Below are 14,080 nucleotides of genomic sequence, written 5' to 3'. Positions count from 1 at the left end.
CGCGATGGTGACATTCGCTCAGGCGCAGGAACGCGCGGACGAGTGGGTCAACGGCGACATGCCCGCGTATCAGCACCGTGAGGTGCGGGTGCGGGAGTTCGAGCTGGGGTTCGTGGTGTGGGCGGAGGACCGGGCGGAGGGTCCGAGGTCGGACGGCGGGCTGCAGCGGCTGGTGATCGCGAGGGACAGCGGTGAGGCGACGCTGTGGCCGGGGCTGCCGGTGGGTGAGGTGATCCGGCGGTACGAGGAGGAGTACGGGTCGCAGGCGCAGGTCCAGGAGCCGCCGCAGGCCCCGCAGCGTATCGATCTGAATCAGACGTCCTTCCTGTTGACGCCGCCGGAGTGGCTGCAGGACGCGGCGGACAGGATGGGTGGTCCGGGGGCGCCGGGTGCGGGCGCTTCGGGTGCCGGTGCGTCGGGTTCTGGCGCTTCGGGTTCTGGTGCTTCGGGATCGAGTTCCGGTTCGGGCTCCTTGGGAGGCGGTGGATACGGGCAGGGTGCCTCCGTGCCCGCTCCCGCGGCCTCGCCGTCGGCCTCGGCGTCGCAGAGCAGCAGCACTCCGGCCGGGGCCACGCCCTGGGCCGGTACGGACACCAACGCCGCCGGTGAGGACGTCTCCGTGGGGCTTCCGGCGACGGTCTTCGCGCCGCCGCTGTCCGGGGCGGACGACGACGACACACCGCCGCCCGGTCTGGCGGCCGAGGCGCCGACGGCGCTGATGTCGGGCGGCAGCCATCTGCCGCGTACGACGGTGGCCCCGGGGCTCGGCTCGGCACCTTCGGCTCCCGGTGTGCCGGGTGCTCCCGGTCCCGCCCCCGCTCCTGGATCCGGTCCCGGTGACATCGCCGACGCGGCGACGAGCAAGGCGACGGCGCCGCCGCGCGGCGCGCGTGGCGGCGCTTCGGCTCCGCCGCCGCCCGGTGCTCCCGGTGTGCCGGGGGTTCCCGGACCGCCCGGTCCTCCCGGTGTGCCCGGCGCCCCTGGCGCCCAGCCGTCCGGGCCGGGTGCTCCCGGCGCTCCGGCCGGTGGTTATCAGCCGACGCAGTTCGCCCCGCACCTCGGTTCGGGCGGCCCGCAGCCTCCCGGCCCGCCGGGCCCGCCCGGTGCGCCCGGTGGGCCTCCGTCCGGTGGTGTGCATCACGCGGCGACGATGTTCGCGGATCCGAGCCAGGGCGGTCAGTCCCCGTCAGCGGCCGGCCCCCGGCCGCCGGGTCCTCCCGGCCCGCCCGGTGCGCCCGGTGGGCCTCCGTCCGGTGGTGTGCACCATGCGGCGACGATGTTCGCGGATCCGAGTCAGGGCGGTCAGCCGGGTCCTCCCGGCGCGCCTGGTGCTCCCGGGATGCCGCCGGGTCCTCCCGGCCCGCCCGGTGCCCCCGGTACGCCTCCGCCCGGCGTCCACCACGCGGCGACGATGCTGGCCGGGCCCGGTGCCGTACCGGGTCCGCCGCCCGGTGTCCCGGGCACGCGCCCGCCCGGCCCGCCCCCAGGCCCTCCCGGTGCGCCTCCCGGCGCCCCGCCGGGCACCTACGGCTATCCGCAGCAGGCCGGCGGCCTGCCGACGGTCGGTCCCGGCTACCAGGCCGTGCTGCGCTACCGCGCGCCCGACGGCTCCGAGGCGCAGCTCATCCGCCGCTCGGCGCCCGGCACCCCGCACCCCGAGTGGCAGTTCCTGCACGAGCTGCGCGCCATGAACGTGCCGCCGCAGCAGGTGCTCGAACTCCACACCGAGCTGGAGTCCTGCGAGCTGCCCGGCGGTTACTGCGCGCGGATGATCCGTGAGACCTGGCCGCAGGTGCGGATCACCAGCGTCGCCCCGTACGGCAGGGACCACTCCAGCCGTCAGCAGGGCATGCAGCATCTGCTCACCCACCAGGGCGAGTTGCACCAGGTCGCGGACGGTCCGGCACGGCCGGCGCCGGTCCGCGCGCCGCTGCCGCAGGTGCCGCCCGCGCAGCCGGTCCCGCCGGAGGCCATCGCGCAGGAGCTGGCGGGCGCGTTCGGCCCGCAGGGCATCTGCCGCTTCGACCAGCGGGCGGTGTCCCGTCAGGGCGTGCCGGAGATCGTGGCGCGCACGCTCGTGTGGGCGGGCCTGCCGGGCGATTTCGGCCCGTTCTTCTGGGCGCAGCCCGCGCAGCCGGTGGTGCCGACGCTGGCCGAGCTGGCCGCGCAGCGGCAGGTGCAGCCGGCGGCGGACGCGGGGTCGTACCTGGTGATGGGCAGCGACTTCGGCCGGGCGATCTGCGTCCAGTACGGCACGGCGCACATCATGGCCGTGTCGGTCGAGACGGGGCCGGGCGGTCAGACGGTCCCGCCGCAGTTCGTGAACACCGGGCTGCCGGAGTTCACGCGCTCGATGGCACTGCTCGGCCGCATGTGGCGACTGCGTTTCGGCCTCAATCCGGAGCAGGCGGGCCGTTGGACGGTCGACTTCCAGGCTCAGCTCGCCGCGATCGATCCGGCGGCGCTGTCGTCGCCGGAGAGCTGGTGGTCGGTGCTGCTGGAGCAGATGTGGGACGGGCTGCTCTGACGACGGCCGCACAGGTGCTGACGGGGCGGTGGGATCCGCCACGTACAGCCGCTCAAGAGGCGCCCCCGTGGATCACGGTGGGCGCCTCGCCCGTTCCCGTGGCCGGGTCGGGCGGCGGAGGGAGATGGCTTGAACGCGTCGGCCGCGTCATCGGTACGGAAGCGGAATCAGGCGCCCGGCGTCAAATGCCGCATCCTTGAGCAGGATGGACGGGTGGGGCGTTTCGTAGGGACGCCTGTCTCGTCACCGTAGGTCGGAGAGAGGCTTCAGGAATGGCTGCTGCACGGGCATCGGCTCACGGCTTCGACCCCGCCCGGGGCCGTGGTTACCGCCCCGAGCAGGTCGACCGGCGGGTCACGGAGCTGTCGAGGGACCGCGAGGACGCCGAGGCGCAGGAGCAGCGGCTCGCCGCTCTGGCCGAGCGTCTTCAGTTGGAGGCGGAGCTGCTGCGGCAGCAGGTCGAGGCGCTGCCGCCGCAGACGTACGAGTCACTGGGCGAGCGCGCCCGGAAGATCCTGGACCTGGTCGCCGAGGAGGCGGACGGGGCGCGTACGACCGCGCGGGAGGACGCGCAGGCGACCTACGACGAGGCGGCCGAGGCGGTCCGCCGTACGCGCGAGGCGGCACGGGCGCACGCGGAGGGGGCGGCGGCCGACGCGGACGCGTACGCGACGCGGACCGTGGAGGGCGCGCAGGGCGCGGCCGACGCGCAGCGGACGGCCGCGCGCCGGGATGCCGAGGAGGCGCGTGGGGCGGCGGTGGCCCGCTTCGACGAGATCCGGCAGCGTACGGAGGCGTTGCTGACCGAGTTGTCGCGGGAGCACGCGGAGCGACTGGCGGCGACGACGCGGGAGTTCACGGCCCGTGAGGCGGAGGCGGAGGCGTACCAGACGGAGCTGGCGACCCGCTCGGACGCCCAACTCGCGGACGCGAGGCGTGCCTTCGCGGAGGCGGAGGAGCACGCGCGGCATCTTCAGGAGGACGCGGCGGCGCGCGCGGAGGAGCTGATCGCGCAGGCGCGGGCGGCGGAGGAGCGGACCGTACGGGAGACGGAGCGGATCCTGCGGGAGCACACCGAGGTCCGCGAGGAGGTGCAGGCGCGGATGACGCATGTCCGCAACAGCCTGGCGGCACTGACGGGCAGGGCGCCCGCGGAGGCGGAGAGCTAGGCTCCCGTCCTCTTCAGGAAGCGTCCGTCCTAGGAGGTGTCCGCCGCGGGGCCGGTCGTCTTGTGGGGCCGCGGCTCCGGGGTCGGGGCGGGGTCCGGGTCGGGTGCCGGGTCCGGGTGGACGGGGAAGCGGCGCGGGGCCACGAAGAGCAGCACCAGCAGGCAGAGCGCGGCGGCCAGCGCCGCTCCGAGGAAGACGGAGTCGACCGCCGAGTCCACCGCGCGGCGCAGGAAGTCGGCCGCGCGGTCGGTGAGGGCCGCCGGGTCGTCCAGGGCGTGCGCCACGGAGTCGAGGTCGCCGGGGAGGCCGGTGCCGGGCGCGTCGGCGAGCTTGTCGGTGAGGACGCCGTTGGCCAGCGCTCCGAAGAGCGCGGCGCCCACGCTCTGGCCGAGCTGTCGGCAGAAGAGGATCGACGCGGTCGCCGTACCGCGCTCCGACCAGCCGACCGACCCCTGTACGGCGATGATCAGCGGGAGTTGGAACAGCCCGAGCCCGGCGCCGAGCACCAGCATCAGCAGCGCCGGCTGCCACGCCTGGCCGGGGAAGGGCAGCAGGGGGAAGGCCAGCAGGACCAGCAGTGCGATGGACATACCGGTGATCGCGGTACGGCGGAAGCCGACGCGGTTGTAGACGCGGTCGCTGAGGGCCGCGCTGATGGGCCAGGTCAGGGTCATCGCGGAGAGGACGAAGCCGGCGGCTATCGGGCCGAGGCCGAGAACGGACTGGGCGTACGTCGGCAGGAAGACGGTCGGGGCGATCATCAGCAGCCCGAGCGCGCCGAGCGCGAGGTTGACGGCGGCGATGGGGCGGCGGCGCCAGACCCAGCCGGGGATGATCGGCTCGGCCGCGCGCCGTTCGACGAGGAACGTCACGACGGCGAGGAGCGCGGTGCCGGCGAGGAGCGCGAGCGAGGGGACGGAGAGCCAGGGCCAGGCGACTCCGCCCTGGACGAGGGCGGTGACCAGGAGCGTGCCGGTGGCGAAGACGGCGAGTGCGCCGGCCCAGTCGATACGGGGGCGGGGCGGAGCGCCGGTTCCGGGGCCCCGTTTCGTACGGGCGGCGGCCCGGGTCTCGCGGTCGCGTGTGCGGCCGGGCTCGTGCAGGTGGCGGACGGTGAGGTAGAGCGCGAGCGCGCCCACCGGCAGGTTGATCACGAAGATCCAGCGCCAGTCCGCGTAGCCCGCGAGCAGTCCGCCGAGGGCGGGTCCCGCGATGGAGGACGTGGCCCAGACGGTGGAGAGCTTGGCCTGGATCTTGGGGCGTTCCTTCAGCGGGTAGAGGTCGGCGGCGATGGTCTGCACCGTGCCCTGGATCGCGCCGCCCCCGAGGCCCTGGACGACGCGGAAGGCGATCAGGGACCCCATGTTCCACGCGGTGGCGCAGAGGACCGAGCCGATGAGGAACAGGATGATGCCGGCGATCAGCACGGGCTTGCGGCCGAAGGTGTCGGAGAGTTTTCCGTACACGGGGAGAGTGACCGTCGCGGCGAGCAGATAGCCGGAGAAGAGCCAGGAGAAGACGGAGAATCCGCCGAGGTCTCCGACGATCTGAGGGACGGCGGTGGAGAGGATCGTGCCGTCCAGCGCGGCCAGCGCCATGCCGAGCATCAGGGCGGCGACGACGGGACCGCGGCGGGGCTCGGGTATGGCGGTCACAGGATCCCTTCCCTATGCAGGTATTTCCCTGGGACACCATCTCACTTGACCCTTCGCCGCGGCAGGGCGCGGAGTTCGTCCCCCGAGACGAACCCTCAGGCGCGGTCCACCTGAGGGTGGAGAGCCCTTAGGTGGTTCTCCCTACTTCCGGCCAGGGCCGGTTCGTCCCGCTGGAGGAGGAGAAGAGGGGGGCCTGTTCTTTAAGTTGGTCTTACACCGCAGGGGGGCCGGTCGGGGGGCCGGTCGGTGAGAGGGAACGGGGCCCGAGGGGGGCGGGCCCCGAGGGGGGACAGGGCCCGAGGGGGGGCTAACCCCCGGAAATCCTGCGGAAAACCACAGGGGAAGTCTGCGCCTTTCCCCAGCGCGCCGGGGGGTCTCGGGCGAGCAGAATCAAGTCAGAACCGGCCAGGCCCCCACGCCGCACACCGGACCGCACCACACCGCACCACCACCGCACGAGCACCGCGGCAACGCCGCACGACCATCGCATCACCACCACACCGACACACGGCGCGAGGCGCGCACCGGGCCTCATGACGCCTGAATATCAACGGACTTAGGAGACTTACCGTGACAACGGCTGTAACCATCCCCAAGCACGGGGGCACGGGAGGGCGTTTGGCCGTCGCCGCGCGAGCGCGGCAGGTCGTCAAGGCCTACGGCTCCGGGGAGACCCGGATCGTCGCGCTCGACCAGGTCGATGTGGACATCGCCCGCGGGCAGTTCACCGCGATCATGGGCCCGTCGGGCTCGGGCAAGTCGACGCTGATGCACTGCCTCGCCGGGCTCGACACCGTGTCCTCGGGGGAGATCTACCTCGACGAGACCGAGATCACCAAGCTCAAGGACAAGAAACTCACGCAGCTGCGCAGGGACCGGATCGGCTTCATCTTCCAGGCGTACAACCTGCTGCCGACGCTCAACGCCCTGGAGAACATCACGCTGCCCATGGACATAGCGGGCCGCAAGCCCGACAAGCAGTGGCTCCACCGGGTCGTGGAGACCGTCGGCCTCGCCGGCCGGCTCAAGCACCGGCCCAACCAGCTGTCCGGCGGTCAGCAGCAGCGCGTGGCCGTCGCCCGCGCGCTCGCCGCCCAGCCCGAGATCATCTTCGGTGACGAGCCGACCGGAAACCTGGACTCGCGGGCCGGCGCCGAGGTGCTGAGCTTCCTGCGCAGATCCGTGGACGAGCTGGGGCAGACCATGGTCATGGTCACGCACGACCCGGTCGCCGCGTCCTACGCGGACCGGGTGCTGTATCTCGCCGACGGCCGGATCGTGGACGAGATGTACAACCCGACCGCCGAGCAGGTCCTCGACCGTATGAAGAACTTCGACGCGCGGGGGCGGACGTCGTGACCGTCGTCAAGACCTCGCTGCGCAACTTCCTCGCGCACAAGGGACGCATGGCGCTCTCCGCCGTCGCCGTCCTGCTGTCGGTGGCGTTCGTCTCCGGGACGCTCGTCTTCACCGACACCATGAACACCACCTTCGACAAGCTCTTCGCCGCGACGTCCTCCGACGTCACCGTCAGCCCCAAGGGCGCGGCGGCGGCCGACGAGGCGCCGTCACAGACCGGCAAGCCCGAGTCGCTGCCGGCCTCCGTCGTCGGCCGCGTCGAGAAGTCGCCGGGCGTGAAGTCCGCCGAGGGCGCCGTCAGCAGCATGAGTGTCACGGTCGTCGACTCCGAGAACAAGAACGTGGGAGCGTCCAGCGGCGCCCCGACGTTCGCGGGCAACTGGACCGACAACGACCTCAAGTCGATGGAGATCACCTCCGGGCACGCACCGCGCGGCCCCACCGAGGTCATGATCGACGCCGACACCGCCGACAAGCACGACCTGAAGCTCGGCGACGAGCTGCGCACCATCGTGGTCACCGGAGACCTCAAGGCGAAGATCACCGGTATCGCCACCTTCAAGGTGACCAACCCCGGCGCCACCATCGTCTACTTCGACACCGCGACCGCCCAGCGCGGACTCCTCGGTGAGACCGGTCTGTTCACACAGATCAACGTCGTGGCCGACCAGGGGGTGAGCGACGCCCGGCTGAAGGCCGACCTCGCCGGGTCGCTCGGGGGCACGTACAAGCTCCAGACGCAGAAGGAGATGGCGGATTCGAGCAGGGACAGCGTCGGCTCGTTCCTCGACGTGATGAAGTACGCGATGCTCGGCTTCGCCGGGATCGCCTTCCTCGTCGGCATCTTCCTGATCGTCAACACCTTCTCCATGCTGGTCGCCCAGCGGACCCGGGAGATCGGCCTGATGCGGGCCATCGGGTCCAGCCGCAAGCAGGTCAACCGCTCGGTGCTGCTGGAGGCCGTCCTGCTCGGCATCGTCGGCTCTGTCGCCGGTGTCGCCGCGGGCGTCGGACTCGCCGTCGGCCTGATGAAGCTGATGTCGTCCATGGGCATGGAGCTGTCCACCCAGGACCTCACCGTGAAGTGGACGACCCCCGCGATCGGGCTGGCGCTCGGAGTGATCGTCACCGTCCTCGCCGCGTACATACCGGCCCGCCGGGCCGGGAAGATCTCGCCGATGGCCGCGCTGCGTGACGCCGGTACGCCGGCCGACGGCCGCGCCGGACTGATCCGGGGCACGATCGGCCTGCTCCTCACCGCCGGTGGTGTCGCCGCGCTCCTCGTCTCCACCGGGGCCGAGAAGGCGAGCGAGGGCTCCCTGTTCCTCGGCCTGGGCGTGGTGTTCACCCTCATCGGCTTCGTCGTCATCGGCCCGCTGCTCGCCGGCTTCTTCGTCAAGATCCTGAGCGCGGTCGTGCTGCGGGGCTTCGGTCCCGTCGGCCGGATGGCCGAGCGGAACGCGCTGCGGAACCCACGGCGTACGGGAGCCACGGGCGCGGCCCTGATGATCGGCCTGGCCCTGGTGGCGTGCCTGTCGGTGGTCGGTTCGTCGATGGTCGCCTCGGCGACGGACGAGCTGGACAAGACGGTCGGCGCGGACTTCATCATCCAGTCCGGCACCGGCCAGCCGATCGTGCCGCAGGCCCAGAAGGCGCTGGAGAAGGTCCCGGACATCGCGCACGTCACCGAGTACAAGAGCGTCGAGGCCAAGGTCACCACGCCCGACGGGAAGACCGTCGACGAGGACCTGACGGCCGCCGACTCGACGTACGCGCAGGATCTGCGCCGCGAGGTCGTCGCGGGTGAGCTGTCCGCCGCGTACGGCAAGGACTCGATGTCCGTCGGCGACATCTTCGCCAAGGAGCACGACGTCAAGGTCGGCGACGAGCTGACCGTCGCGTTCAAGGGCGGTGAGAGCGCCGAGCTGAAGGTCGCGGCGATCACCTCCGACGACGTGTCGGTGGACAAGGACGCCAAGTACATGTCCATAGCGACCGCCGCGCGGTATCTGCCGGCGGAGAAGATGCCGAAGAACGTGATCATGTTCGCGGCGGCCGAGGACGGCAAGGAGAAGCAGGCGTACGCGGCGCTGAAGGACTCGCTCGCGGCGTACCCGCAGTACAAGGTCCAGGACCAGACGGACTTCAAGCAGGATCTGAAGGACCAGATCGGCCAGTTGCTCAACATCGTCTACGGCCTGCTCGGACTGGCGATCATCGTCGCGGTGCTGGGAGTGGTGAACACCCTCGCGCTGTCGGTGGTCGAGCGGACCAGGGAGATCGGACTGCTGCGGGCCATCGGCCTGTCGCGCCGTCAACTGCGCCGCATGATCCGCCTGGAGTCGGTGGTCATCGCCCTCTTCGGAGCGCTGCTCGGCCTCGGTCTGGGCATGGGCTGGGGCACGGCGGCACAGCAACTCCTCGCCCTGGAGGGGCTGGGGGTCCTGGAGATCCCGTGGCCGACCATCATCGGGGTGTTCGTGGCCTCGGCCTTCGTGGGACTGTTCGCCGCGCTCGTCCCGGCCTTCCGGGCCGGCCGGATGAACGTCCTGAACGCGATCGCCACGGACTAGGTCCTCCTGTCCGCAGGTCGGGGGCAGCCCCTGACGATGGCCAATAGTCGGCCAACGTAGGTGAATTCGGCTCCGGTGGGCGTCCTCCACGCTCACCGGAGCGGAATTTGTTGTTCCTGGTCAGGGGGGTGCTGACAACAAGCTGCGCGCGTAGATGCAGCAAGCTGACAAGCCTCGGCCCCCCATTTCGAGACACCCGCTGTCATCGTCGTCCCACCGGAAGCGATCCGGTCCGACGGAACGATTCAACAGGGGGAATTGTGCTCGGTGTACCGCACTGCAACTCCAAGAAGATCACGGCCCGTTCGCGCACCGCTCGTACCGCACGTACCGCCCTCGTCCTTGGTTTCTGTACGGCCGCACTGACCCTCTCCGCGGGGGCCGCCGCCGCCTCCGCGCCGGCCGCCGGCGATGTCGTGGGCACGAGCAAGCTTGTCAACGGCTGGGACTGAGGCGTAGCCGGTGCGGTTTCAGCTCCTCGGGCCGCTCAGCATCACGGACGGCTCCGACACCGTCGTCCTCCAGCCGTCCAAACCCACCATTCTCCTCGCCTCACTGCTCCTGCATGCGAACTCGGTCGTCTCCGCCGACTACTTGCAGCGGACCATGTGGGGCGAGGAACAGCCCGCCACCTCCCGGGCCGCGCTCCAGACGTGTGTGCTGCGGCTGCGCCGGCTGTTCACCAAGCACGGGGTGACCGAGACACCCATCGAGGCCGTGCCCGGTGGCTACCGGATCACGGCCGGGCCCCGGCATCTCGATCTGATCGGCTTCCGGGACGAGGTACGGCGCGCCGCGGAGGCCGCCGACCCGGAGAGCGAACTGCACGTGCTCAAAGGGGCGTTGTCGCTGTGGGAGGGCTCCGTCCTGGCCAATGTCCGCTCCGACGTACTGCACCGCGACGAAGTCCCCCGGCTCGTCGAGGAACGGCTGCGGACCCTGGAGCGCGCCTGCGACCTCAAGCTGAGGCTCGGCCGCTGCGGCGAGGCGCTGGTGGAGCTGTGGAGCGCCAGCCGGGCCCACCCCGGACACGAACGGTTCCGGGAACAGCTCATCGAGGCGCTGTACCGCACGGGCCGGCAGACCGAGGCGCTCGCCGAGTACCGGCTGGTCAAGGACTATCTGCACGACGAGTTGGGCGTGGACCCCTCGCCCGCGCTGCGCAGGCTGGAGATGGCCATCCTGCGCGGCGAGGACCTGGGACCCGCCGACGACCGGCACCCCGCCGGTCCCGCGTACGTCTCCGGCGGCGGCGAGCGGCAGCACCCGGCTGTCACCGCCACCACCGCCACGGCCGCCGTGACCACCACGAAGCGGGCCGCGCCGCCGACGGCCATGGTGGGGCCGGTCGCGGCCGTGCACTCCTTCACCGGGCGCACCGCCGAGACCGCCGCGCTGCTGGAGCGGCTGACCGCGCCCGGCCACGACCCCGTCACCCTCCTGGTGTCCGGGGCCCCCGGAATCGGGAAGTCCGCACTGGCCAGACACCTCGCGCACCAGGTCAAGGACGCCTTCCCCGGCGGGCTGTTCATGGTGCGGATGGTCGGCCCGGACGGTACGCCCCGCAGCCCCGACGACGCGGCGGCCGAGGTGGCCGACGCCCTGCGCGACCAGGTACGCGGCGAACGCGCACTGCTCCTGCTGGACGACGTGGTCGACGCCGACCAGGTCAGGCCACTGCTGCCGGCCGGCGCCGACGGCGCGGCGATCGTCACCAGCCGGCGCGGCCTCGCCGGTCTCGTCGCCACCCACGGCGGCTGGGTGCTGCGGCTCGGCACCTTCACCGAGGAGGAGTCGTACGCGCTGCTGCTCGCCGTCCTCGGTGCCGAACGCGTCGAGGCGGAGCCGGAGGCGGCCCGCGGTCTCGCCGACGCCTGCGGCCACCACCCGCTCGCCCTGCGCATCATGTCGGCCCGGCTGCTCACCCGGCCGGCGCTGCGGCTGGCCGACTCCGTGAGCTGGCTGGCCGAGGACCCGCTGGCGCGGCTCTCGCTCGCCGACTCGCCCGAACTGTCGGTGCACCGGGTGCTCGGCGGGGCGCTCGACCGGCTCGACCCCCGGCTCGCCGACGCCTTTCTGAAGGTCGCCGCGCAGATCCCCGACCACTTCACGGCCGAGGACAGCGTGCGCGTACTGGGGATGTCCCCCGTCGAGGCGGACGACGTACTGGACCGGCTCGCCGACGCCGGACTGCTGGAAGAAGGGCCGCCCGGCCCGTACCGGGTGCACGAACTGCTCCGTGTGTACGCGCGCAGAACAGCGCCGTATCGATCCCGACCGATACAGAAGGTGTGAATCCCATGGCTGCAGAAGCGACAGCGACCCCGACGGCCGTCGCGCCTCCGGCGGGTCAGGGAACGGCGGTTGAGGGAACGGCGGTTCACGAAGCGGCGGTTCACGAAGCGGCGGCGCAGGACACGGCCGCGACCGCCGTGTCCGCCTTCGACGCCCTGGCCGGCACCAGGCCCCGGGTCCGCCGGGACGTGCTCTTCACCGAGACGCCCGGCGGGGTCCTCTTCCACAACGCCGACGGCGGTTTCCACCTCACCGGCCGCACCGCCTACCGCTTCGCCTCGCTGATGGTGCCGCATCTCGCCGGCCACCACCGGCTCGCCGACATCTGCCAGGGCTTCGGCCCCGCGCAGCAGGCCATGGCCGCCGAACTGGTCAAGACGCTGTACGAGCGCGGCTTCGCCCGTGACATCCCCGAGGACGAGACCGCCGCCCCCGAGACCGCCACCCCCGAAACCTCCGACGCCCGCACCCCCGTCCCCAACAATCTCCCCCGCACTCTCCCCGACCCCCTCACCGACGCGGTCACCACCCGATTCGCCGCCCAGATCGCGTACGCCGACCACTACGCCGACGGCGCCCTCGCCCGCTTCCGCCGCTACCGCACCACCCGCGTCGCGATCCTCGGCACCGGACCCGTCGCCCGCTGGTGCGCGCTCAGCCTCGTCCGCAACGGCGGAGCCCATCTCGCCGTCGAGGGAGAAGCGGACAGCGACCGGACCCTGCTGGCCGAGATCGCCGAACTGGCCGCCCAGGACTGCCCGGTGACCGTCGACAGCCTCCCCGCCGACCCCGACTGGGCCGCGCTCGACGGCTACGACATCGTCGTCGTGACCGGCGCCGACGCCTCCGCCCGCACCCACGCCCTGCTGTCGGCGGGCGTGCCCGAGGGCATCACCCTCATCCCCGCCTGGACGTTCGGCCGCAGGTCGGTCACCGGGCCGCTCAGCAAGGCCGGTTCGACCGGCTGCTGGTCCTGCGCCGTGCTGCGCCTCGGCGGCAACACCGACGCCGGAACCGCCGCCGACATCTGGAGCGAGGTCGCGGGCGGCGCCACCGCCCGCGCCGCCGGACGCTCCCCGCTGACCGGCCCCGTCGCCGCGATGTCCGGCAACCTCCTCGGCTACGAGATCTTCCGCCTCACCACCGGCGTGCTGCCCGCCGAGACCGACGGACAAGTCCTCGTCCAGGACCTCGAATCGCTCGACGTCATGGCCGAACCCGTCCAGCCCCACCCACGCTGCGCGCTGTGCGCCCCCGCCACCGAGACCCCGCGCCCCGCCCTCCCCGGCGGACTGACCCTCCCCGTCACCCCGACCGTGGAGAGCGCGGGCGAGGCGGAGGCCCTGGTCGAAGGGCTCAACCGGATCAGTACGGCCCTGGTGCGCCCCTTCACCGGCATCTTCAGCCGCTACGAGGACGAGAGCCTCACCCAGACCCCGCTCAAGATCAGCCGTGTCGAACTGGCCGTCGGCCACGGACCGCGCAGGCGGATCGCCGCCTTCGACGTGCACCACCTGGCGGGCGCCCGGCTGCGCGCGCTGTACGCGGCGGCCGAGACGTACGTCGAGCACGTCGTGCCCGTGACGCCCGACACAGGACCGCCCGGAGCGGGTGCCGCCGCGCTCGCCCCCGACAGCCTGACCACGGGCAGCGGCACCGGCGCGGGCGTCGACACGGTGGGCGCCTGGCTCACCGCGACCTCGCTGCTCACCAAGGAGCCCGTGCGGGTACCGGCCGCCGCCGTACGGCCGTTCGGCCCGTACAACGCCGAGCGTCTGCACCAGGCGACCACCGCCGGCGCGGGCGCGGGCCCCAGCCCGCAGGAGGCGGCGGGCCGCGGCCTGCTGTCGGCGCTCGCCCACGGCGCGCTGCTGCGGGCGGTACGCGGCGAGGCGCGTGGCGCGCTCGTCACCTCCCCGGCGGCCGGCGAGCCGGACGCCGACCCGGAGCTGGTCTTCCTGCTCAAGTCCGTCCCGAACGTGGGGATACGGGCCGAGCTGGTCGACCTCGGCGAGCAGGAGCACTCCGGCGCCCATGTCGTCCTGGCCCGCGAGACGGGCGGCCCGGACACGGCCGGACCGGGAGCCGGACCGGGAGCCGCGGGAGCCGGACCCGAAGGGCGGGGACGCTGGGCCGTCGCCGCCGGGCTCTCCCGGACGACCGCCGCGTGCGCCGCGCTGCGCGACCTCATCGGCCAGGTGCAGCTCGACACCGAGGACCCGGACTCCACCGTCGACACCGGCGACCCGCTGATGGGTGAACTCGCCTCCGCCACCGTCCTGTTGACCGCCGAGCCGGTCGCCGCCGACGCGACCGCCACCACGTTCGACGCGGTCCTCGACCGGCTGCGCGCGGCCGGACGCGACGTGCTGTACGTCGCCACCACCCCGGCCGATCTGCCCGCCGGCGGCATCAGCACGGCACGCGTGCTGCTCACCACCGGCGCGGAGGGTGCCCCCGATGCCGGCTGAGCCCGAGCCCGAGCCCTGGGAGCGGTCCGCC

The 14,080-nt window shown here is 72.6% G+C and carries 8 protein-coding genes; 7 read left to right on the top strand and 1 reads right to left on the bottom strand.

Annotated features, from left to right (window positions below):
• Positions 1 to 4 precede the first annotated feature (4 nt).
• Positions 5 to 2,527, top strand: coding sequence for an SUKH-4 family immunity protein (locus ACFUN8_RS02325; protein WP_383630252.1), 2,523 nt, complete (start codon positions 5 to 7; stop codon positions 2,525 to 2,527).
• Between the two features lie 272 nt (positions 2,528 to 2,799).
• Positions 2,800 to 3,696: a cellulose-binding protein gene (locus ACFUN8_RS02320; RefSeq protein ID WP_383630250.1), complete on the top strand. Its 897-nt coding sequence runs from the start codon at positions 2,800 to 2,802 to the stop codon at positions 3,694 to 3,696.
• Between the two features lie 29 nt (positions 3,697 to 3,725).
• Here the strand turns inward: ACFUN8_RS02320 and ACFUN8_RS02315 are convergent, their stop codons facing one another.
• On the bottom strand, positions 3,726 to 5,303 hold the full coding sequence (locus tag ACFUN8_RS02315) for an MDR family MFS transporter (protein ID WP_383630322.1): 1,578 nt from the start codon (positions 5,301 to 5,303) through the stop codon (positions 3,726 to 3,728).
• 618 nt (positions 5,304 to 5,921) lie between these two features.
• Here ACFUN8_RS02315 and ACFUN8_RS02310 point away from each other — a divergent pair.
• The 5 genes from ACFUN8_RS02310 (at position 5,922) to ACFUN8_RS02290 (ending at position 14,049) form a co-directional block, all read left to right on the top strand.
• Entirely contained in the window at positions 5,922 to 6,710 is a 789-nt protein-coding gene (locus ACFUN8_RS02310; protein ID WP_383630248.1) for an ABC transporter ATP-binding protein, read from the top strand.
• Positions 6,707 to 9,283 (top strand): ABC transporter permease, encoded by a 2,577-nt coding sequence (locus tag ACFUN8_RS02305; RefSeq protein ID WP_383630246.1) that lies wholly within the window; start codon positions 6,707 to 6,709, stop codon positions 9,281 to 9,283. The genes ACFUN8_RS02310 and ACFUN8_RS02305 overlap by 4 nt, the downstream gene beginning before the upstream one ends.
• 260 nt (positions 9,284 to 9,543) lie before the next feature.
• A complete protein-coding gene (locus ACFUN8_RS02300) occupies positions 9,544 to 9,735 on the top strand; it encodes a hypothetical protein (protein ID WP_382560998.1) in 192 nt (63 codons plus the stop codon).
• A gap of 10 nt (positions 9,736 to 9,745) precedes the next feature.
• The gene (locus ACFUN8_RS02295) at positions 9,746 to 11,578 is read left to right on the top strand and encodes a BTAD domain-containing putative transcriptional regulator (RefSeq protein ID WP_383630244.1); all 1,833 of its coding nucleotides are present in this window, start codon (positions 9,746 to 9,748) and stop codon (positions 11,576 to 11,578) included.
• A gap of 5 nt (positions 11,579 to 11,583) precedes the next feature.
• On the top strand, positions 11,584 to 14,049 hold the full coding sequence (locus tag ACFUN8_RS02290; RefSeq protein ID WP_383630242.1) for a TOMM precursor leader peptide-binding protein: 2,466 nt from the start codon (positions 11,584 to 11,586) through the stop codon (positions 14,047 to 14,049).
• Positions 14,050 to 14,080 lie beyond the last annotated feature (31 nt).

Source organism: Streptomyces sp. NPDC057307 (assembly GCF_042667665.1).
In the GTDB taxonomy this organism is placed as follows: Bacteria; Actinomycetota; Actinomycetes; order Streptomycetales; family Streptomycetaceae; genus Streptomyces.
Note: the sequence above shows the minus strand (reverse complement) of the source record. Positions and strands in the feature narration are given on the sequence as shown.

Excerpts from the sequence above, each read along its gene's own strand:
- ACFUN8_RS02325 (WP_383630252.1), top strand. The coding sequence starts at position 5 with ATGGTGACATTCGCTCAGGCGCAGGAACGCGCGGACGAGTGGGTCAAC.
- ACFUN8_RS02290 (WP_383630242.1), top strand. The coding sequence starts at position 11,584 with ATGGCTGCAGAAGCGACAGCGACCCCGACGGCCGTCGCGCCTCCGGCG.
- ACFUN8_RS02315 (WP_383630322.1), bottom strand. The coding sequence starts at position 5,303 with ATGCTCGGCATGGCGCTGGCCGCGCTGGACGGCACGATCCTCTCCACC.
- ACFUN8_RS02320 (WP_383630250.1), top strand. The coding sequence starts at position 2,800 with ATGGCTGCTGCACGGGCATCGGCTCACGGCTTCGACCCCGCCCGGGGC.